19 protein-coding genes and 1 riboswitch are annotated in these 21,522 nt (G+C 58.8%); of the genes, 4 read left to right on the top strand and 15 right to left on the bottom strand.

The genetic code is table 11. The features are described from left to right. Positions 1-49: 49 nt before the first annotated feature. On the bottom strand, positions 50-1,453 hold the full coding sequence (locus ACXWTF_RS06290; RefSeq protein WP_461714154.1) for a COG3400 family protein: 1,404 nt from the start codon (positions 1,451-1,453) through the stop codon (positions 50-52). 185 nt (positions 1,454-1,638) lie between these two features. On the opposite strand from ACXWTF_RS06290, the gene tgt reads away from it, so the two are divergent. Beyond that, the gene (gene tgt / locus ACXWTF_RS06285; protein WP_461714153.1) at positions 1,639-2,760 is read left to right on the top strand and encodes a tRNA guanosine(34) transglycosylase Tgt; all 1,122 of its coding nucleotides are present in this window, start codon (positions 1,639-1,641) and stop codon (positions 2,758-2,760) included. A gap of 4 nt (positions 2,761-2,764) precedes the next feature. Here the strand turns inward: tgt and ACXWTF_RS06280 are convergent, their stop codons facing one another. Next, on the bottom strand, positions 2,765-3,640 hold the full coding sequence (locus ACXWTF_RS06280) for a hypothetical protein (protein WP_461714152.1): 876 nt from the start codon (positions 3,638-3,640) through the stop codon (positions 2,765-2,767). 217 nt (positions 3,641-3,857) lie between these two features. On the opposite strand from ACXWTF_RS06280, the gene ACXWTF_RS06275 reads away from it, so the two are divergent. Further along, a complete protein-coding gene (locus ACXWTF_RS06275; protein ID WP_461714151.1) occupies positions 3,858-4,664 on the top strand; it encodes a DODA-type extradiol aromatic ring-opening family dioxygenase in 807 nt (268 codons plus the stop codon). A gap of 92 nt (positions 4,665-4,756) precedes the next feature. Here ACXWTF_RS06275 and ACXWTF_RS06270 read toward each other — a convergent pair whose 3' ends face one another. The 13 genes from ACXWTF_RS06270 to ACXWTF_RS06210 all read right to left on the bottom strand — a co-directional run bounded on the left by ACXWTF_RS06270 (position 4,757) and on the right by ACXWTF_RS06210 (position 19,339). Then, positions 4,757-5,947 carry a hypothetical protein gene (locus ACXWTF_RS06270; RefSeq protein ID WP_461714150.1) on the bottom strand — a complete coding sequence of 397 codons (1,191 nt, stop codon included), beginning with the start codon at positions 5,945-5,947 and terminating at the stop codon, positions 4,757-4,759. Positions 5,948-6,144: 197 nt separating this feature from the next. After that, positions 6,145-6,543 carry an allophanate hydrolase-related protein gene (locus ACXWTF_RS06265; RefSeq protein WP_461714149.1) on the bottom strand — a complete coding sequence of 133 codons (399 nt, stop codon included), beginning with the start codon at positions 6,541-6,543 and terminating at the stop codon, positions 6,145-6,147. Beyond that, entirely contained in the window at positions 6,536-7,867 is a 1,332-nt protein-coding gene (atzF, locus tag ACXWTF_RS06260) for an allophanate hydrolase (protein ID WP_461714148.1), read from the bottom strand. Before atzF ends, ACXWTF_RS06265 begins: the two co-directional genes overlap by 8 nt. Before the next feature lie 13 nt (positions 7,868-7,880). Further along, positions 7,881-8,765 carry a DMT family transporter gene (locus ACXWTF_RS06255; protein WP_461714147.1) on the bottom strand — a complete coding sequence of 295 codons (885 nt, stop codon included), beginning with the start codon at positions 8,763-8,765 and terminating at the stop codon, positions 7,881-7,883. Continuing rightward, positions 8,762-9,613 carry a sugar phosphate isomerase/epimerase family protein gene (locus ACXWTF_RS06250; protein WP_461714146.1) on the bottom strand — a complete coding sequence of 284 codons (852 nt, stop codon included), beginning with the start codon at positions 9,611-9,613 and terminating at the stop codon, positions 8,762-8,764. Before ACXWTF_RS06250 ends, ACXWTF_RS06255 begins: the two co-directional genes overlap by 4 nt. A gap of 8 nt (positions 9,614-9,621) precedes the next feature. After that, complete coding sequence (gene uca, locus ACXWTF_RS06245) at positions 9,622-13,224, bottom strand: urea carboxylase (protein ID WP_461714145.1); 3,603 nt, start codon at positions 13,222-13,224, stop codon at positions 9,622-9,624. A gap of 177 nt (positions 13,225-13,401) precedes the next feature. Beyond that, on the bottom strand, positions 13,402-14,067 hold the full coding sequence (locus ACXWTF_RS06240; RefSeq protein WP_461714144.1) for an N-acyl homoserine lactonase family protein: 666 nt from the start codon (positions 14,065-14,067) through the stop codon (positions 13,402-13,404). A 127-nt stretch (positions 14,068-14,194) separates the two neighbouring features. Then, complete coding sequence (locus tag ACXWTF_RS06235) at positions 14,195-15,208, bottom strand: fatty acid desaturase family protein (RefSeq protein WP_461714143.1); 1,014 nt, start codon at positions 15,206-15,208, stop codon at positions 14,195-14,197. 4 nt (positions 15,209-15,212) lie between these two features. Then, a complete protein-coding gene (locus ACXWTF_RS06230) occupies positions 15,213-15,833 on the bottom strand; it encodes an urea amidolyase associated protein UAAP2 (protein ID WP_461714142.1) in 621 nt (206 codons plus the stop codon). A gap of 10 nt (positions 15,834-15,843) precedes the next feature. Then, a complete protein-coding gene (locus ACXWTF_RS06225) occupies positions 15,844-16,581 on the bottom strand; it encodes an urea amidolyase associated protein UAAP1 (RefSeq protein WP_461714141.1) in 738 nt (245 codons plus the stop codon). Positions 16,582-16,673: 92 nt separating this feature from the next. Beyond that, the gene (locus ACXWTF_RS06220) at positions 16,674-17,438 is read right to left on the bottom strand and encodes an ABC transporter ATP-binding protein (protein ID WP_461714140.1); all 765 of its coding nucleotides are present in this window, start codon (positions 17,436-17,438) and stop codon (positions 16,674-16,676) included. Further along, positions 17,435-18,259, bottom strand: a complete 825-nt coding sequence (locus ACXWTF_RS06215; protein WP_461714139.1) for an ABC transporter permease — start codon at positions 18,257-18,259, stop codon at positions 17,435-17,437. The genes ACXWTF_RS06220 and ACXWTF_RS06215 overlap by 4 nt, the downstream gene beginning before the upstream one ends. A gap of 9 nt (positions 18,260-18,268) precedes the next feature. Further along, positions 18,269-19,339, bottom strand: coding sequence for a putative urea ABC transporter substrate-binding protein (locus tag ACXWTF_RS06210; protein WP_461714138.1), 1,071 nt, complete (start codon positions 19,337-19,339; stop codon positions 18,269-18,271). A 47-nt stretch (positions 19,340-19,386) separates the two neighbouring features. Continuing rightward, a riboswitch (guanidine-I (ykkC/yxkD leader) is annotated at positions 19,387-19,485 on the bottom strand. 249 nt (positions 19,486-19,734) lie between these two features. Here ACXWTF_RS06210 and ACXWTF_RS06205 point away from each other — a divergent pair. Together ACXWTF_RS06205 and pdxA are read left to right on the top strand one after the other, a co-directional pair. Then, positions 19,735-20,517 (top strand): pyridoxine 5'-phosphate synthase, encoded by a 783-nt coding sequence (locus ACXWTF_RS06205; RefSeq protein WP_461714574.1) that lies wholly within the window; start codon positions 19,735-19,737, stop codon positions 20,515-20,517. Then, on the top strand, positions 20,514-21,452 hold the full coding sequence (gene pdxA / locus ACXWTF_RS06200; protein WP_461714137.1) for a 4-hydroxythreonine-4-phosphate dehydrogenase: 939 nt from the start codon (positions 20,514-20,516) through the stop codon (positions 21,450-21,452). Before ACXWTF_RS06205 ends, pdxA begins: the two co-directional genes overlap by 4 nt. The last annotated feature ends 70 nt before the right edge of the window (positions 21,453-21,522 follow it).

Here is a 21,522-nt window from a genome sequence, read left to right as displayed (position 1 = left end):
CTTATAATACTTAAATGAGGCTTATAGCCATCTTGAAGCGCTGTGCTTCCTAGAGGACCGGGATGAAAAGCTGGTGAAAGTGATCCAGGTGGAAGGAGAGTCCCTGCAGATCCGTGGAGAAAAGGGAGAGCACCGGACGCTGCATGACGGTCTCGGAGAAGGGAATGCACTGCACGAAACGCTCCTCTTTTTTGAGCATGCGCAGCGGGTTGTCCGTGCTTTTGCGGATGGTGACGGACTGGGAGAAGATCGCCGAGAGGTTCTGGTAGTACTGCTCCACCTGCTCTTTGAAATCATTGTCGTCCTGCTGGTACTCCAGCAGCTCGATCATCCACTCCATCTGCGAGGCCATGTCGAACATCGTGGTGGTGATCTTCTCGACATCCGCGGATGCGGAGAGGAGCATCACCGCGCGCTTGACGTTGTGCATCTGCCCCGACGCCATCTTCAGCACCGGGACCTTGAGCTCATAGAGCACTTTGCGCACGGCATCGATCCCGAAGAGTTTCCGCGAAACGATGATGAAGCCCGCATGGACATGGCGCTTGTCGTTGGTGAGCAGGTAGGCCTCCCCTTTGCGGTCGTAGTCGATCATCACCTCGATCTCCGAAGAGCGCATGGCCTTGATCTCGCGCAGCACGTCCAGGTCGCCCGGATTGGTGATACGGATATAAAGCTTGCGGCGGAGGCGCTCCTGTACATACAGGGTTTTGCGCAGCATCGGGACGATATCCTCGGCGCGGTCCACGTCCATATCGAAAAAGAGGTAGATCGTGCTGCCGTAGGGTGCCGGGAAGTGCCCCAGTTCCCGCTTGAAGGAGCGGTAAATCGAGATAAGCACATCCGGTTCGCCGACAAGGAGCAGCAGGTCGTTGGGGTGGATCAGCGTCCGTTCGGTCGGCAGGATAAGCCGCTGGTCGCGGTAGATGCCGGCGATGCGCCACTGCGACTGTTCAATGGCCCCGACATGGCGGTAGACATAGGCGCTGCCGAAGGGGACCAGTACCTCCATCACCTCCCCCTCTCCCAGGCCGACGTTCTGAGCGATAACGGGCACGTTGGGGAGGTAGTCGATAAGGCGGGCGGAGAGCTGGTCGTTGACGTCGATGGTGAGGGTGTTGGGGTCATCGATCTTGAGGTCCCACTGATCCAGCATGATGACGCGGACCGAGGGCTTGTCGGCCCGGATGTTCTCCAGAGTGTTCACGGCGTCCGCGCGGCTGCTCATCACCAGCATGATCTGCACGAAATCCATCTTCAGGACATTGCTGAGCTTGTAGCGGCTCGTCGGGTCGAAGGTAAAGAATTTGAAGCGGTCCGGCCCGGCGTTATCGTAACTGCGTTCCTTCATCTGGATGACGTAGTAAAGATTGTCTTTGGAGTAAGCTTCGATGGCCCGCTCGACAAGATGCTCGCCGATCGTGCAATCCGTGATGATGAGAATTTTTTTCATGGTCCAATGTCACGACAGGGGCATGGTTGCCCGCATCGGTGCGAATACCTTCTTTCGTCTGCGGTGGAGGCCCGGCGCCGGGATGGCGGTGGCGCGGCCAGTCTATTGTCGGGGACATTGTAGCATAACTGCGTGTTTAGGGGCTTTTCGTTACAATTCCGCACGATATTTCCATAGAGAAGCCCATGACATTTACCCTTGAAGCGACCAGCGGAAACGCCCGGGCCGCCACCATCGAGACGGCCCACTCCACCATCCAGACCCCGGTCTTTATGCCCGTGGGGACCGTCGGCAGCGTCAAAGCCCTCGACATGCAGGACATGGCCGAACTTTTAGGCGCCAAGATTATCCTCGCCAACACCTACCATATGTACCTTCGTCCGGGGGACGACAGCGTTGCAAAACTCGGCGGTCTGCACAAGTTCACCACCTACCCCAACAGCTTCCTGACCGACAGCGGCGGCTTCCAGGCCTTCAGCCTCAGCGACATCTCCAAAGCCGACGAAAACGGCATCGAGTTCCGCAGCCACATCGACGGCTCAAAACACTACTTCACCCCCGAAAAAGTGCTCGATATCCAGTACAACCTCGGCAGCGACATTATGATGATCCTCGACGACCTCGTCGCCCTGCCCGCTACGCGCGAACGCATCGCCCTCTCCATCGACCGCACGACCCAGTGGGCCGAGCAGTCCATCACCTACCACCGCCGCAAACAGCAGGAGGGGATCGGCGTCGACCAGAACATCTTCGCCATCATCCAGGGCGGGATCGACAAGGAGTTCCGCACCAAGTCCGCGACGGAACTCTGCGCCCTCGATTACGATGGGTTCGCCATCGGCGGCCTCTCCGTCGGCGAGACCAATGAAGATATGTACGACACCGTCGCGCACACCGTCCGGTATATGCCTTCGGACAAGCCCCGCTACCTCATGGGCGTCGGCACGCCCGAGGACCTGATCGAGAACATCGACCGCGGCGTCGACATGTTCGACTGCGTCATGCCGACGCGCAACGCCCGCAATGCGACGCTCTTTACCAGTTTCGGCAAGATCAACATCAAGGCGGCACGCTACAAACTTGACGAGGCCCCCGTCGACGACGCCTGCGACTGCTACACCTGCCGCCGCTACAGCCGCGCCTACCTGAACCACCTCTACCGTGCGAAGGAACTCACCTATTTCCGTCTCGCCTCCATCCACAACCTTCACTACTACCTGAACCTGATGCGCGAGGCGCGCGAGGCGATCCTGCAGGGGCGCTGGAGCGACTTCAAAACCGAGTTCTACCGCAAACGCGAGGGGTGATCATTCACTTCTCCTCTTCCTCCACCACTCTGCGCGTCGTCAGGTAATCGAATACCCCCAACCCGACGATCATCAGCGTGACACCGAGCAGCAGCATAAAACCGTACCCCATCCCCGTATAGTCCCCCAGCGTGATCTTGAAGACGACCATCAGCGATTCGATGGAGAGGGCGATAATGATGGAGACAAGGAACTTGCCCAGCAGCGTATACTGCCCCTCCCGCTGCCGGCCGGCGTTCTTGTACATCACTTCGTTCTCCAATATCGTTTTGGCCAGGTCAAAAATGGCCATCCCCAGGGTAATTGCGATGATCGCCTTGAAGACCTCGTGCAGCATCGCCTCGGACGTATGCAAAAAGACGAAGGCGAATGTGTACGCCCCGTAGAGGATGAGAAAGAGCGATACGGCGACCAGGGTAGCTCCGCCCAGGGCATACACGATCAGTTTGAAACGCTCAAAACGGGAGTTGTGCTCGATCAGGCGCAGCGCTTCGAGCAGTTTGAGCAGATTGAAATCGAACACGACGAAGCCCCCTTCCCCGTCCGACGTCACAAGCGTGACGCAGGAATCACCGGTAATGTGATGAATGTAGGGACTCGTCATGTAGGTACTGAAGTTTTCCGGGTTGATATTGGCAAAGTAGTGGCTCTTGTCCGCGCCGATGCGTGAGTCGTCCATGCCGCGGCGGTAGTAATTCGGGCTCGTCTGCTTCAGGTCGGGCCCGATCAGGTAGATCATCTGTAAAAAAGGCAGATGGCTGAAGGCGAGGCGTATCCCCTCCTCCGCCTCAAAGTTGAAACTGTCGTCCTCCACCCTGTTTCGCAGAAACTTTTCGATTGCGTGCCGGTGCTGACGGAACTGATTGACAATGCGTTTCATCCGGCCTCCTTTCGGCTGCCTGTTTCTGCGGTACACGCCCCGATAGAGGATGCATCCTTCTCCTTTTTACACTATAATATTTCATTATGCACCCTGGGTGTTAAACGGCGACTGAACGCTCTGCGCTAGTCCGCCCGGTTAAAGTGTCGCGCCGCCCTGCGCGTTATAATGGGTTGAGAGCACAAGCATCGCCAAACGGGATGAAAAGGAGTACGAAATGGCCAACAATGCCAATGGATTGAATGTCCTCTATCTCTCCCACGGCGGCGGGCCGCTGCCGTTGCTGGGCGACAGGAGTCATGACGAGATGGTCACGACGCTGAAACAGGTCGCCGCCAAGATCAAAAAGCCGTCGGCCATTATTGTCGTCAGCGCCCACTGGGAGACCATTACACCGACGATCACCCACGGCAGCACACCGGAGCTTATCTACGACTACTACGGCTTTCCCGACGAATCCTACGAGATCACCTACCCCGCGCCCGGGATGCCGGCCCTGGCGGATGAGGTACACTGGTGTCTCCAGCAGCACGGCATCACATCGATCCTGGACGACGGCCGCGGGTTTGACCACGGGCTCTTCGTGCCCCTAAAGATCATGTACCCCGAAGCGGACATCCCCTGCATACAGCTGTCACTCGTCAAAGGGCTGGATCCGGCCACGCATCTGCGCATGGGGGAGGCGCTGGCCTCATTATCGCACGACAATATCCTGGTGGTCGGCTCGGGCTTCTCGTTTCACAACATGAAAGCCTTCTTTACACCATCCAAGGAGCGTACGGATAAAAACGACGCTTTCAAGCACTGGCTCATCAAAACCTGTTCGGACAAAACGTTGATCGAGAGCGAACGTACCGAACGGCTCATCAACTGGGAGCATGCCCCCTACGCCCGCTACTGCCACCCACGTGCAGAGCACCTGCTGCCGCTGCATGTCTGTTACGGTGCGACAGGGCGCGCCTGCGACAGCGTTTACGAGGCGGAGATCCTCGGGGTCGATTCTGCGATGTTTCTATGGTCTTGAAAAAAGGTGTGCGAGGACGCCCGAGGAAGGAGAATGAAGGCCCCCGGGCGTGAAGGAGATGTGCTGCGCTTTACGCGCGTCTGTCACTTCGATTAGAAGTTGTAGACAAGGTAGAGCTGCAGCGTGTTGTAGGCGTCGCCGTTGTTGAGTGCGTCATCGTCCGCATAGATATAGGCGAAGAGCGCATCCAGTTTGCCGAACGATTTCGCCGCCGTAAAGGTGACTTCGCTGACCTTGTTTTTGAAATACGTCAGACCGGCACCGCCGTCTGTGTCGATGTTGGTATAGAAGAGTCCGAGGTCAGCCATTTCGGGAATGCTGTAGGTCGCTGTTACGTTGTACGCATCCGTACCCGGAAGTCCGACGTAACCGAAGTTCCACCACGCTTCCGTGTAGAGCTTGGACTGCATACCCCAGCCTTCACCCGGCATCGTAGCGATGTTACCGATGTACATGTCGCCGTCTTTGTCCGTTGTGGAGTAAGAAGCATAGATACCGAGGTTCTCTACCCCTTCGTAACCCAGTTTGGCTGCAAACGCCGTAGAGTCATCCGCAGTGGAGATCAGTTCGTTCGGGTTGATCGCCGTATACTGCAGACCTGCAACGACACCGGCCATGGAGAGATCTGCCTGCAGCCAGTATGCCGTTGCAGCATCGGGCAGTTCGTAGTACCACGCCTGCGCCGTCAGCGGTTCGAATGAGTTGTTGATCGCACCGACGGCGATCGCACCCTGGTCAGCGATAGTGGTGAATTTACCTTTTGTATCGGTCAGCAGGAACTGGGAGTAGCCGTTCCCGGTGGCGACCCATGCACCGACAAGCGTTGTATCCGGGATGTCCGTATTGGTGATCGTCGCCGCTTCAAAGTTGTTCGCTGTAATGCCCCACGTTTCGGTGAAGAGCAGCGGCGTATCGAGTTCCATGCGGCCCGCTTTGGCAACTGTGTTACCCAGTTTGGCAGAGAGCCACGCTTCGCCGATCCAGCCGGTCGTCGTGTAGAAATCACCTGTTGTGTTGTCAATATGTGCACCGGACCATACGTTGTTGGCGATCTCTTTGTCAAGACCCAGGGTACTGACGGCGTAACCTGTGACACCCGCAGAGAGGATCTCATCGATATCTGTTGTAATGCTCAGGCGTGCACCGAAATCGGCTGTGCTGGTCTCTTTGCCGAAAAGGTCGGCACCGTGACCGTCAAATGTAGAGTAGAAGAAACGGGCATCACCGCCGACTTCCGTGTTATCAAATGCGAAGGCACTGCTTCCCAGGAGCAGTGCTGCCATCAAACTCATTTTTGTCATTTTCATTATGTTTCCTTATCGATAGATAGACTTGCTTTATGTCTTTAGTACTTTACCAACGGTTTAACATTTTTAAACCGTTGAATTGTTTATTTTTTAATCATATATGGGATATTTTCTATTCATCTCATTTTTTCCACCTCCAAAAAGTTGGTTATATTTTTTGATGTGAAGGCGCGTCAGCGCACCTTCGAAGCGAGGTACTCCCGCCAGCCGCCGAAAGAGGTGATCTCTTCGGCACCCTTGAGCGCATCGGCTTCGCACAGAAACCCGTAGACAGCGCTGCCATCCTCGAGCAGGACAGTGCCGATACACAGCGGCGAAGCGATCTGGACCATAAACGCACCGAAATGCTCCAGCGGCATCGACCAGACTTCCAGCGTCACCCTGCTCTGCACATCACTGTCGCGGACCATTCCCGGCCGTGGCGGTACTTTCTCTGGGACATCATAGAGGCGGTATCCCTTCGCCGTGCTCGTTGCACTCTCAAAGGTCGCGTCCAGCTCCGTCAGCTGGTGGTTGAGCGGCAGTCCGCGCATATGCGCGCCGCAGACGGCGATCTTGATCGTCTCAGCCACGGGACACCTCCACGTATGCTTTTCCGATCTCCATCAGACGGCGGTCTTCAAAGGCGTCGCCGAAGAGCGTGACGCCGAAAGGGAGCCCGTTGGGACGGAATCCGGCCGGCACCGCGTAGGCGGCGAAGTCGAGCAGGTTCATGAAGTTGGTGTAGTAGCCGAGGTTCGTGTTCAGCTGCACCGGATCGGCGTTGACCGCCTCGATGGTGTAGATGGTCCCCGTCGTCGGGGTCAGGGCGAAGTCCGTACCCTCGAGCGCCAGTTCGGAGTGCCGTTTGTACACCCGCAGCTGATACTCCGCACTGAAGTACTCCTCCGCGCTCTTGTCGCGTCCCTGTTCGATGATCGAACGCGTCACGTCCAGAACTTCCTCGGGCTGTTCATCCATGATCTGTTTCGTTGCGATATAGCGTTCGGCGACCCAGGGGCCCGAATAGAGCAGGTTCGCCGCGTCGAGCATCGGCGAGAAATCGGTTTCCACCGCCGTATACCCCATCGATTCGAAACGGGCCACCGCGGTGTTGAAAAGCGCTTCCGCCTCGCTGTCCCCGAAAAACTTCAGCTGGGACGGAAGCGGCACGGCAAAACGCATCGTTTTTTCCGCCCTGCCCCCTGTCTGCGGCATCTTGCGGCTGTAAGGGTCTGCAGCGTCAAAGGTGCTGGCGACGTCAAAGACAGCCTGCGCGTCATCGGTATTGACGGCAAAGATGGAAACGCAGTCGAGGCTGCGGCACGCCGGCACGACACCGGAGGTGCTCAGGACCCCCTTGGAAGGCTTGACGCCCACAAGATTGTTAAAGGCCGCCGGAACGCGTCCGGAGCCCGCCGTATCGGTCCCGAGGGAGAAGGCCGCCATCTCCAGGGCGACGCTGATCGCGCTCCCCGAACTGGAGCCGCCGGAGATATAGGCAGGGTCGATGCTGTTACGGCAGGCGCCGTAGGGCGAACGCGTCCCGACGAGTCCCGTCGCGAACTGGTCGAGGTTGGTCTTGCCGACAGGGATCGCCCCCGCTTCGATCAGCTGCGCGACGACGAAGGCCGATGCCTCCGGGACATAGCTGAATGCCGGACAGGCGGCCGTCGTCGGGATACCGGCGAGGTCGATATTGTCCTTGATCGCAAAAGGGATGCCGTAAAGCGGCAGTGAGTCCGGGCGTACCCCTTCAAGGCGTTCGAGGTAGGGTTCGGTCTCCGCCTCGCTCAATGCATGGATAAAAACAGGGTTTTCGGCATGCTCCGCGATCAGCGCACGGATCTTTGCCATGACGTTGCGCGGTGTTGTCGTCCTGTTTCTGTAGTCGTTCAAAAGTTGTGAAATCGTCATAATCTATTCCTTCTTAAATCGTCGTCTCGGGGAGATCGTCCTCTTTGGTGCGCAGCGCCTCGATCAGCGCGGCCGCGAGTATCAGCGTGCCGCCGATCATCTCCATAGTGTCCATCCGTTCGCCCGCGATCAGTGTCGCGGAGATGACGGCGGTGATCAGCTCCATGATAATAATGATGGAGGAGCGTCCCGCTTCCATATGCGAAACGCCCCACTGTGACCCGATATTGGCCAGCAGCAGCCACAGTACGGCGTAGGCCGCGAGGGCAAGCCATGCTTCGGAGCCTGCATCATAGGGAAGCTGCTCCACGCCCAGGCCGAGCAGCGCTCCCGCGAGGACAAGGCAGCCGTAGAACATCACCGTGATCTTCGAAGCGACGGGGACCTCTGCCGCGGCACGGAAGACGAGGTTGTTCATCGCAAAGAGCAGGCCCGAAAGCAGTGCGATCAGGTCGATCCATGACGGTGCGCCGCCGAGGGCGTCGAACCCGCCGAGAATGACAAAGGCGCCCGTGACCGCGAGGGCGGCACCCAGCCAGCGCCAGAGGTCGACGCCTTCGCGCAGGAAGAACTTCCCGCCGAGCACGCCCCAGACGGGCAGCAGGTAGAAGAGCACCATCACGCGGATCACTTCGCCGTTGATCAGGGCATAGGTAAACGCGAGGTTCGCCCCTCCGCCGAAGAGGAGGATCATTCCCATGGCCCGCTTGTGTTCGCGCCATTGCGCAAACTGTGCCATAAGCACCGGCGTCAGCATGAGGGCGAGGATGCCGTAGGCACCCATCGTCAGCGCAATGCCGTCAATCCCCATGCCGTTGATCTGTTTGAGCGGCAGCCAGGTGAGCCCCCAAAGGACCGAAGCGCCGAGCAGTACGACAACAGGAAGGTGTGAACTCATGCCGCCGCCTTTGCCATATGGCGCTGAAAATGGAGCCGTTCCGTTTCGCCCATCCACTGGTTGAGTTCCCACAGGTCGGCCACCGGGGCCTGGGTAAAGGGGAGCGTATGCAGGTAACCGTCAGGCCCGAACTCCGGCGTCATCGTCGCGATCGCAAAACCGCGCTGGTACTGCGCATCCCAGAAACGTTCCCAGGCCGCCTGGTGCGCCTCCAGCGCATAGGCATATTCCGGTGCCGCCGGGTGGGGAACCTGCGGCCCCTGGTCGTACCCGACGCGGGCGTGGATGTGTTTCACGTTCGACGCAATCGCCTCAATGGTCTCGCGTTCGCTGTCCATCTGCCGTTCACAGACGACGCACCAGTGGCTGATGTCGGCCGTCAGGGAGATCTGCGGCAGCGCTTCGACGATGCGGCGCGTCACCCAGGGGTTGAAGAGGCTCCGGCTGCGGTGGGTCTCGAAACTGATCTGCAGGCCGTAGCGCTCCGCCAGTTTGATCCCCTCTTTGAAGAAGCGCAGGCTCTCCGCCTCGTTCCAGGCATCCAGCCCGCCGATGCAGGTGACAAAACGCGGGGAGAGTTCCGCACTGCGCGCAAGGATCGCGTTGAGGTCGTCCAGGTGCCCTTCGACACCGAGATCGCGACGCGGAACATAATCGCCCCCGGTCACCGCCTCGGCGATGTAGTGCAGGCCGTACTTTTCAAGACACGCTTTCCAGTAGGCACGCTGGGAGGAGGTCTCGGGGGCAGGCCCTTCGATGCCGTCGAAGCCCGCCGCAAGGGCTTCGGCACAGGCGGTATCGAAATCCCCCGTAAAGCCCCACATGGTTTTATAACGCTGCAGTTCCATGATCAGTCCTACTCCTGCGGTTCGATAACGAAGAGCATCTTGCCCGCGTGAACGCTCTCACCTTCGTGGCAGAGCACCTTGACGATCTTGCCCGCTTCGGGGGCCTCGATGTCGACTTCCATCTTCATCGATTCGGCGATGGCGAGCACTTCGCCCTCTTCGACCGTGTCGCCGAGTTTCGCCATCACCTTCCAGAGGCTTCCCTGTACCGGGGATTCGACCGCTTCGTCGTGTTCACCCAGCGCGATCACCTCCATCGTCTCCGCTTTCACCTCGCCGCTCTCGCTGGTGAAGTTCGCCAGCCCCGTGCGTTCCCACATAGCACGCTCTTCATCGAAGGCGTTCTGCTGCGTCGTCTTGAAGGCCTTGATGCTCGCCTCGTTCTCGCTCAGGAAATCCTTGTACGCCTTGAGGCTGAAGGTCGTCTCTTCGACTTTGAGCTTCATACGGCCGCGGGGAAAATCCTCGCGCATTTTGTGCAGCGCTTCGGCACTCACTTCGTAGAACTTGATCTGATCGAAGAAGCGCAGCAGCCACGGCTTGCCCTCTTTGAAATCCGCCGTCTGGCGGTGGCGGTTCCACATCTGCACCGTCCTACCGACGAATTGGTAGCCGCCGGGGCCCTCCATCCCGTAGACACACATATAGGCGCCGCCGATACCGACGGCGTTTTCCGGGGTCCAGGTCCGCGCCGGGTTGTACTTGGTCGTAACCAGGCGGTGGCGCGGGTCGAGCGGCGTCGCGACGGGGGCGCCGAGATAGACGTCACCCAGCCCCATCACGAGGTAGTTGGCGCCGAAGACGATCTTCTTGACCTCGTCGATGCTCTCCAGGCCGTTGATGCGGCGGATGAACTCGATGTTCGACGGGCACCACGGCGCGTCGGGGCGGACCGTCTTCATGTATTTGTCGATGGCGACGCGGGTCGACTCATCGTCCCAGGAGAGCGGCAGGTGCACGACGCGCGCCGGCACCTCGATGTCGTCGATGGACGGCAGGGTCAGTTCGATCTCCTTGAGGCGATCGATCAGCGCCGCGCGGTTGCAGGCTTTCGGGTCGAAATGGATCTGCAGCGATCGGATGCCCGGAGTGATGTCCGTGACGCCCTCAAATGCCTCCTCTTTCATCGCCTCCATCAGCACGTGGGCGCGGAAGCGCAGTTCGATGTCAAGCTGCATCTCGCCGTACTCGACGAGCAGGTTCGCATCACCCGACTGGCGGATGACCATGGCCGGAAGGTCACCCTTCGCGTCATCGGCGAAGAGGATCGGCGAACCGATCGGTTTGGGGGCGAGGAATGCACGCTCGTCGTAGGTGGAGAGTGTTGCGATCGCCTCTTCCTGCGCTGTGAGCATTGCCATCGCCGTATCGTGCTCCACCGGGACGAATTTCACCTTGTCCCCTGCGCGCAGCTGGCCCATCTTCCACAGCTCGGCGCTGACGATCGTCACCGGGCAGACGAAACCGCCGAGGCTCGGACCGTCGGGGCCGAGGATGACCGGCATGTCGCCGGTGAAGTCGACGGCACCGATGGCGTAGGCGTTGTCATGGATGTTGGAGGGGTGCAGCCCCGCTTCGCCGCCGTCGGTACGTGCCCACTGCGGTTTGGGACCGATCAGGCGTACACCGGTACGGTTGGAGTTGTAGTGGATCTCCCACTCCGTCGCGAAGAAGGTCTCGATATCGTTATCGGTAAAGAAATCCGGTGCACCGTGCGGTCCGTAGAGGACACCGATCTCCCAGCGGTTCTCAAATCCGTGGCGCGGTGTCGCCGGTGCGGTCGCGGCCTCACCCTCCGTCATCGTATCGATATGCAGGACATCACCGGGAACGAGGGTGCGACCCGCGTGACCGCCGAACTGTCCCAGGGTAAAGGTCGAACGGCTGCCGAGATATTCGGGCACGTCGAACCCGCCGCGCACCGCGAGGTAGGTTCTGAAGCCTTCGTTCTGCACTTTTTTCAGTTTGAGGACGCTGCCGGCCTTGACCGTGAGCGCTTCGTTCATGCCCACCGGTTCGTTGTCCAGGTAGGCATCGATCTGCGCGCCGCAGAGCGCGACGACGCTGTCGGTGTTGAAGCGCAGGGTCGGCCCTGCAATGGCGATCTCCAGGCCCGCCGCCGCTTCGCTGTTACCGACAAGGCGGTTGGCGTAGCGGAAACTGAAACCGTCGAAGGGGCCTGAGGGCGGAACGCCGATATCCCAGTAGCCGCTGCGGCCCGGATAGTCCTGGATCGTCGTCTGGGTCCCGGGTCGCAGGACGTCGATACTGTTGGGTGTAAAGCTGAAGCCGTCCAGGTACTTCGTCGTCTGTTTGCCCTGTTCAAAGACCTCGGAAGCGACAATAGCGCCAAGGTAGCGGAGGTTCGTCTCGATGCCGTCGATGCGGGTATCTGCGATGGCAGTGCCGATCTTGGCAAGTGCGTCGCTGCGGTCCGTTCCCTTGACGATAAGCTTGGCGATCATCGGGTCGTAGAAGGAGGAGACCTCGAGACCCGTCTCGATAAAGGTGTCGCAGCGGATCCCTCCGGCGAAGGCGACGTTGGTCAGGACACCGGAGCTGGGCTGGAAGTTCTTCATCGGGTCTTCGGCGTAGACACGCACCTGGATGGCGTGGCCTTGCGGGGCGTGGACATAGTCGTACAGCTCCGGGTTCTCACCGGCAGCCGTACGGATCATCCACTCGACGAGGTCGACGCCGGTCACCTCTTCGGTGATGCCGTGCTCGACCTGCAGGCGGGTATTGACCTCGAGGAAGTAGAATTCACCGCTGTCGGTATCATAGACGAATTCGACCGTTCCCGCGGAGCGGTAGGCGACGGAAGCCGTCAGGTCCCTGGCGGCCGTGTAGAGCGCTTCGCGCGTCTCATCCGAGATCAAAGGTGCCGGGGTCTCCTCAATTACCTTCTGGTTGCGGCGCTGTACAGAACAGTCGCGGTCGCCCAGCGTCGCCACGAAGCCCTCGCCGTCCCCGAAGACCTGTACTTCAATGTGGCGCGCATGTGCGACGTATTTTTCCAGGAACATCCCGCCGCCCCCGAAGTTGTTTTCACTGAGGCGCTTGACCGAGTCGTACGCCGCGAGCAGCTGCGCTTCGTCAAAACAGAGCTGCATCCCGATCCCGCCGCCGCCGGCGCTGCTTTTGAGCATCACCGGGTAACCGATGCGCGCCGCTTCGCTTTTGGCTTCGTCCAGGTCGGCCAGCAGTGAGGAGCCCGGCAGAAGGGGAACGTTGTTCGCCTCGGCCAGGGCGCGGGCCGTATGTTTCAGGCCGAATTTCTCCATATGCTCCGTGCGCGGACCGATAAAAGCGATTCCCGCCGCTTCGCAGGCACGGGCGAACTCGGCATTCTCGCTCAGAAAACCGTAGCCGGGGTGGACCGCTTCGGCACCGCACTGTTCGGCGATATCGAGGATCTTGTCCGCGTCGAGGTAGCTCTCGCTCGCAACCCCGTGTCCGATGTAGTAGGCTTCGTCGGCAAGACTGACGTGAAGGGAGTCGGTATCGGCACCGGTATAGACGGCAACAGAACCGATGCCCATGTGTTTGAGTGTACGGATAACGCGGCAGGCGATCTCGCCACGATTGGCAATCAAAACTTTTTTAAACATAGCTCTTCCTCAGGTTCAGGTTTCGGGCCGTCCCGTTCGGATACCTGTGCAGGTCGTCCAGCACAGGTGAGGTTGCGCACCCCAAAGCGTGAGTAAAAAATGTTTCTGCCCCGCAGGGGCAAGCTTTAGCGCCTTAGCGGCCAGCGTAGTGTTTTGGGCTTTGCTCAAGACACGTTCTCAATGAAAGAACCGCGGAAAGCGGTTCTTGCTTTCGAAGAACTTGATGTCGTGGTTGGGCCACAGTTCGGCCCCCGTCTCCTTGGCGAGGTTTTTGAGTTTCTTGATACTGGCAAGCGCCATATCTTCACGATCCTGCCAACAGAGCCCCGGAACGATCTCCTGTTCGAGATTCTCCTGCAGGTCGGCCGCGTCGCCGCAGAGCAGGATCGGGGGCCCTTTGGGCAGTTCGATCATCATCGACATGTGCCCTGCCGTATGGCCGGGCGTCTCGATGGCCCGCACGCCGGGGACGAGATCGTATTCGTCCTTGTAAACGCGCCAGTTGACCGGGCAGTCGAAATCCTCTTTGAAATAGGCTTCGTCCGCCAGGGCGTTAGCCGCTTCGAGCTCTTTCTCGTGTACGTGCACCTCGGCACCGCAGAACTCGCATACCCCGCCCGCGTGGTCGAAGTGAAGGTGGCCGCAGAAGACGACATCGATATCCTCTTTCTGCAACCCCAGTTCGGCCAGGCGGTTGGGGAGACGCTGCTCCTCCTCCATCGTCGGCGGCCCGAAAGGGAACCCTTCGTGCTCGTAAAACTTTTTACGTTTCACGTCGTCGGCGATCTTGGAGTAGTCACAGCCGACATCATACAGTATCCGGCCGTGGGCTGTTTCGATCAAATAGCTTAAAATTGGAGCAGTTATGATGATTCCCTGCCCATATCCCCTTGTTGAAAGGGTTTTTTCATAGCGGTGTGTGCCGGTGAGAATGGGCCAGAACTTCTTTACCTGGGTCATGTTGACTCCTTTAGTGCGCCGTCAGGAAGGAGACACCGTCCACCCCGATAAAGGTGCGGCCCCCGTCATGCTTGACATCAAGGTCGGCCGGGTCCCCGTTGAGGACCCGCGCGACACGGTAGCGGTGGTAGCTGCGCGCCAGGTCGGAGAACATCAGCACCTGTGTCCTGTCGTCACCGTAGAGCTTGGCATGCAGCCCCGGCAGCCGGTACCACGGCTGGATCTGCTGATCGTGGTGGACGTTGTGGTACGCGAAATTGAGGACCAGCAGGTTCAGCCACGGGTATTTCTCGGAGATCAGGTTCGAATAGGTGTTGCGCGATTCGAAAGCGCGGTCATACTGTTTCACTTGCGCTTCGCGCGAAAAATCCAGTGTTTCATGCACATCGTAGGTGTGCTGGTGCACGTCCATGAAACGCATGACCGTCAGGAAGAGCATGTACGCCAGCGGGTAGAGCAGCAGCACTTTCGGCGCAATCGACGCCAAAGCCGCAAAAAAAGCGATGCGCAGCACGAGTACCGTGACGACGCGGCGGCGCAGGTGGCGGCGGCTCTCCTTGACAAACGGCAGAATGATCACGAGGGCGTGCATCATGATCTCGAGGGCGGGAATGTAGAACCACTCCAGTACCTGGATCGTCTTCAGCAATATCGGATGGCGCGGCAGGCGGGTGCGGAAATCGAACGAGACGACATCCGCACGATCCAAGTGATGGCGGACATGCTTCATCCGTATCGCCTCGTAATCACTGTACGACGCGCCGCAGATCCAGAGCAGGAGCTCTCCGAAACGGTGGTTGTTGATCGGCAGCCTGAAGAGCGAATCGTGGGCACATTCGTGGATGAAATAGGCAGCGATGACCATACCGTGTGCCAGCAGGAGCACCCCGGCGGCGTTGAGCCACAGCGCGTCGGCCATGATGGCGGCGAAGCCGCCAACGTAGGCACCCAGCATATAGGCCCATGCCGCCAGGTTCGGCAGCCATGCATCTTCGAAGCGCAGAAGCCGTGTCGTCTTTTTCATCGTCTTAGTCGTCCCAGATGACCAGCTGGATCGGCGTCGGGTTGAACGCGTTGCACGGGTTGTTGAGCTGCGGGCAGTTGGAGATCAGCACCAGCGTGTCCATCTCCGCTTTCATATCGACATAATCTCCGGGCTTGGAGATACCGTCGACGATGATCAAAAAACCGTTCTCTTCAATCGGCACGTTCATGAAGAAGTTGATGTTGTTCGTGAGGTCGCGCGGGTCCATCTCGCGCTCGCCGATCTCGAACAGGTAGTTGTCGCGGCAGCTGTGCATGTACTTCGTATCGTGGCCGTAGCGCACGGTATTGCTCTCCGCGCTGCAGTGGCCGCCGAGGGTGTCGTGGTTGCCGCAGGTATCGTCGGTGATCGTCATCATGACGTTGTCGTCGGTGGAGATCAGCTGGGTGCCCGTCGTGACGAAGATGCTCCCCTGTTCGCGGATCGTGTCGTTGGCCGAGTAGCGCTCTTCATGATCATTGGCATTGTAAAACAGCGTGTCGACGGCCTGACACCCTTCGAGGTCGACGATACGCAGTGTCTGGCCTTTTTTCACGACATAGCTCCAAGGCACGCCGGCCGGCAGTTTGTGGTTGTATACGGCTGTTTCGATATCTCTTTTCATCACGCGCTCCTCAGGCAAAATAGCGTGCGTTGTTCTGGAATGCACGTTTGGATTGGATACTGAAGTTCATGCAGTAATCATCTTCGGTCACCGGGGCCGCCTTGAACAGCGTCAGCTGGACGTCGCTCGGGTTGTACGTTCCCGTTTCCATCGCATGCGGCGTGTTGGAGAGCACCAGCAGGACGTTCATCTCCGCGCGCAGTTCGATGTAGCTCATCGGCTCCGCACGCTTCTCGGAAAGTGCCAGCTTGTTGCCCTCTTTGACGTCAACCCGTCTGAAAAAGTTGACCGCCTGGAGCATGTCGCGTTTACCCATGCCGTATTTGCCCAGTTCGACGAGGAAGTTCTCCCGGTCGCTCTTGTAATAACGGTTACGGATATGTTCGAAGTCGCCCTCACCGAAGTTTTTCGCAACGATGCGCGGGTTGCTGATGCCGCCGATGGCATCGAAGAGACCGTCGGTCGTATCTTCCGTAATGGAAAGCAGTACACGTCCCTGCTCGGAGTAGAAGACGCGCCCTTTGCAGAAGTAGGCGTTATGCTGAAGTTTGACCGTGTCGGCAGAGTTAAAACGCTCCGAAGTGTTGTCGGCGTTGTAGAACATCGCGCTGAGCGTCCCCAGGCCGTCCTTGGTCGTAATGCGGATCTTGTCGCCGCGCTTGATGATCTTCGACCAGCGTGCACCGCCCGGGAGCACCTCGTCGAGGATGATGGATTCTGGTTTCAGGTTTTTGTGTTCAGTAATCACTGTTTCTCCTTCAAAGTATTCGGGCCGTCCCGCGCGTCATGATGCCGCAAGTCGTCCTGCGGCACTGGAAGATCTGCTCTTCCTTGTCTGGATCAAACCTTGATGGTTTTATCAATCTCTTCAAGTACGGATTCGCGCGTATCCCCGACAGGGATGTCGTAGGTGATGCGCGCCCCGTAGGCATTGGGAGCCTGCGGGTCGTGGCGGACCTTGTCAAAGACCAGCAGCCGCGTACCGAGGTAGAACCCCTCATGGAGGTCATGGGTGACCATAACAACGGTGAGGTTGTTCTTCTCCCACAGGTCGAGGATCAGCGCGTGCATATCGGCGCGGATCCCCGGGTCGAGGGCACCGAAGGGTTCGTCCAGTAGCAGGATCTTCGGCTTTTTCACCAGGGATTGCGCAATGGAGAGACGCTGCTGCATCCCCCCGGAGAGTTCGCTGGGGTACTTTTTGGCCGCGTCGCCGAGGCCGACGGCTTCAAGCATCGCCATCGCTTCGGCTTCCGCCGCCTTGCGGGCCGGACCGAAGAGGCGGCCCGAGAGCGGGGCCTTTTCAAACTCGATCCCGAGCATGACGTTTTTCAGCACACTCAGGTGCGAAAAGACCGAATAGCGCTGGAAGACGATCCCCCGGTCCACGCCCGGCTCTTCCGGGAACGGTTTCCCGTCGAGCAAGAAGGTGCCGCGGGTCGGGTTCTCCTGTCCCAGCAGCATCTTCAGAAAGGTCGTTTTCCCGCAGCCCGACGGTCCGACGAGCGTACAGAATTCGCCCGCTTCGATGTTCAGGCTCAGGTTTTCCAGTACGACGTTGTCGCCGTACTCTTTCCAGAGGTTTTTGACGGTGACGAGGCTCATGAGCGCTCCTTTCCTGCGTCATACCACGGGAACACCTTGTAAGTGATCCGCTTGAGCAGGTAATCAAATAAAAAGGCGAGGAAGGTGATCCAGGCCACATACGGCAAGATCACATCCATCGACAGGTAACGGCGTACCAGGAAGATCCGGTACCCCAGTCCTTCCGTGGCCGAAATCGCCTCGGCGGAGATCAGGAAGATCCACGCCGTCCCCATGGTGAGACGCACCGCATCGAGCAGGCGCGGGAAGATCTGCGGCAGCACGACGCGCAGGACAATCGTCCAGGACGATCCGCCCAGGGTCTGCGCCTTGATCAGCTGCTCGGCCGGGATCTCCATGACCCGCTGCTGCAGGTCGCGGACGATCAGCGGGGTCACCCCGATGACGATCAGTGCTACTTTAGCCAGCTCACCCATACCGAAGATAATGAATAAGATGGGCAAAATAGCCATTGGCGGCACCATGGAAAAGGCCGCGACGAAGGGCGAAAGGCCCGCACGAACGAAGGGAATGAACCCCAGCGGGATCCCCATCAGCAGTGCGAGCACGGCACTGATGAGCACACCGAGGCCGAGGCGCTCGAGCGAGGCAACCGTATCCCGGGCGAAGAGGTATTCGCCGGTACGCTTGCTCGGTTCAAACGCCATGCGGTCGATCGCTTCGGCAAAGCTGCTCATGGAGGGCAGCAGTTTGTCGTTCGGATTTTCCGCCAGGCGGACTTCCGACGCTCCCAGATAGAGAAGCGCGATCAGGACGAATGGCAGCAGCCCCAGGAAAAAGAGGGACTGCTTCGACGGTCTGAGGTTCATTAAACGTTTCATGAGAGGACCTTACAGTTTCCCTTCGGCGGCCATTTTGACATAGGTGTCGTCGAAGCGGAGCTTGATGTTTTTCGGATCACCGAACGTTTTGCCGCCCGGGAACTCCATACCAATGAACTCGGCGTCAGGCGCACCTTCTCCGAGGATGCCGTGATCAAAAGAGAACTCGCTGACTTTTTTCATGGTCGCCGGGATCTCGTCGCTGGTCGTAAAGGCAAGCAGGTCCGCCGGAGCATAGAACATCATCGTAGAATCAAGCTGGCTTTTATAACCCGCAAGGTCGGTACCGGAAGCCTGCGCCATAAAGGTCAGTGCCGCTTCGTCGCCCTTTTTCATGAGTGCCATTACTTCGAACCATGCACCGGTCAGTGCTTTGGCGAGTTTCGGGTTGTCTTTGAGGGTTTCGGTGTTGATGACGAGCATGTCGATGATCTCGCCCGGCGTCTTGCTGGAGTCGAAAACAAGGTTCGCATCTTTATTCGTCGCCATGATCTCGCTGAGCTGCGGGTTCCATGTCGTCATCGCCGTCACGTCTTTTGTACCCCATGCCGCAACCATGTCGGCGTCGGAGGTGTTGAGGACCTTGACATCTTTTTCGCTCAGGTTGACCGATTCAAGCGCACGCGCCAGCAGGTAGTGTGAGACGGAAAGTTCGACGAGGTTGACCGTCTGGCCTTTGATGTCGGCAAGGCTTTTCTTGTTTTTAAGGAGGATACCGTCGTTCCCGTTGGAGTAGTCACCCATGATGACCGCCGTAGAGTCAACGCCGCCGGCAGCCGGGATCGTCAGGGCGTCCATGTTCGTCATGAGACAGCCGTCAAATTTTCCTGCAGTATATTGGTTGATTGATTCGATATAGTCGTTGACCTGGACCATTTCGATCTCGATGCCGTATTTTTTGGCCCACTTGTCGATGATCCCTTTTTGCTGGGCGTAATCCCAGGGCATCCAACCGACATAGATCGTCCAGGAGACCTGAAACTTATCTTTGACTTCCGCCATCAGCGAAGAGGCACCAAGGCCCATGACCATCGTAGCGGCAACTAAGAGTTTTGAGGTAGATTTGAAAATAGATTTCATGTAAATCTCCTGAGTAGGTAATGGATTAAACACGCCAAGAGGTTGAAACCTCCCGGGCTTTTATCCCTCCGTGTAACCCCTACTCAAGAGGTCGACAGCTCTCGGACCAGACACGGTAACCCGCCGGAACCCTAGCCGCCTATTGTGGACAGTGGTGAGGTTTGACAACCTCGTGACATGCTTTCTGGGTGTCAGTATAACACTTTTATCACCCAGGTCAAGCAACCGGGTGATTAAAAAATGGTCACTAATAAAAACAGTCACAACTTTTGTGTTTGCTCAGGCAGCCGCCCCACCCCTTTGGCATCTAACCGATTTTATCCGTTAATTTGGGTATGATTTCATTACTCTGTAAATAGAGGAGAGAGAGTTTCATGCCCCAGGATCACCGCCCTATCCAGCTCGGCGTCAATATCGACCATATCGCCGTCCTGCGCGAAGCACGCCGCATCAATGACCCCGATCCGCTGATGGCCCTGGCCCCCTGCGCCCAGAGCGGCGCGGACCAGATCACCATCCACCTCCGCGAGGACCGCCGTCACATCAATGATGACGACGCCCAGAAGATCATCGCCTCCTCACCGCTGCCGGTCAATCTGGAGTGTTCGATCAACCAGTCGATCATCGACATCGTCTGCGAACTGCGCCCCCACCGCGCCACGCTCGTTCCGGAGAACCGTGAAGAGGTGACCACCGAGGGCGGTCTGGATATCATCGGCCAGAGCACCGCCGTCTCCGATGCGATCGACCAGCTGCATGACGCCGGGATCGCGGTATCGCTCTTCGTCGACCCTTCCGCACATATCATGGAGCAGTCCAAGGCCCTGGAAGCGGAGATGGTCGAACTGCACACCGGGACCTACGCCAACATCTATGCGATGCTCCATTCCGCGCTGCCCTACACCCGCCACAGCATTCCCGACCTCGAACTGCCCCGTGACGACCTGCAGCGCCGCCTCGAAGCCGCGATCGACGCCCTGCGCCAGAGTGCGGAGCATGCCCATGCCATCGGCCTCGAAGTCGCCGCGGGCCATGGTCTGAACTACCACAACGTGCAGGCCATCACGGCCATTGCGGAGATCACGGAACTCAATATCGGCCAGAGCATCATTGCACGTTCCGTCTTTTCCGGGCTCAGTGCCGCCGTGCGCGATATGAAAGCGCTGCTGGTCCGATGAGCCTGCCGCGCCTTGCCATCAGCATCGGCGACCCGAACGGTGTCGGACCCGAGATCGCGCTGCGGACCCATCCGCAGATCGCCGACGTATGCCACCCCTATTACTGCGTTGATCCCGAGGTGATGGAGCAGGCCGCATCGCTGCTGGGCATGCAGCTGCCAGACGATTTCACCATGGTGCCGCTCGGGCTTCCCTCCCCCATTCAGCCCGGAGTCGTCAGCGCCGATGCCGGCCGCTACAGCCACGCCTCCTTTGTCAAGGCGATCGCCCTCACCGAAAGCGGCGACACGGATGCGATCGTCACCCTTCCGATCCACAAGGAGGCGTGGATGCAGGCCGGCATCACCTACAAAGGCCACACCGACCTGCTCCGGGACCATTTCGAGCAGGACGCGATCATGATGCTGGGGTGCAGTCAGCTCTACGTCGCCCTCTATACCGAGCACCTCCCGCTCAATGAGGTGCCCTCCAAGATCGAGCGCAACGCCCTGGCCCGTTTTCTCCTCGACCTCTACCGCGCCACCGGTTTTGAAGACATCGCTGTCCTGGGGCTCAATCCCCACGCCGGGGACAACGGCGTGCTCGGGCACGAGGAGCGCGAGATCGAGGCGGCCATCGCCCTCGCCAACGACACCATCGAGGCCAAAGGATTTGAGTGCGACGGACGTCCCTTTTTCGGACCGGTCGTTCCCGATGCCGCATTCACGCCGCACTTCCGCACCGAGCACCGTCACATCGTGGCGATGTACCACGACCAGGGGCTTGCCCCCCTCAAGGCACTCTATTTCGATGAGAGTGTCAACATCTCCCTCAACCTCCCCATCGTCCGCACCTCCGTCGACCACGGCACCGCGTTCGATATCGCCTACCGGGGCAAGGCGCGCCTGAGCAGCTACCGCAACGCCGTCGATGCGGCCCTGAGGCTCCTCGGGTAGCCCCGCACTGTTTTTATAATAAATTGTGATATTAAATTGACACTTTCCCTATAAAATTTACGCAGACAAA

This window comes from Thiomicrolovo sp. ZZH C-3, assembly GCF_054862725.1.
The sequence above is the reverse complement of the archived record's forward strand: the minus strand, read 5'-3'. Positions and strand labels throughout refer to the sequence as shown.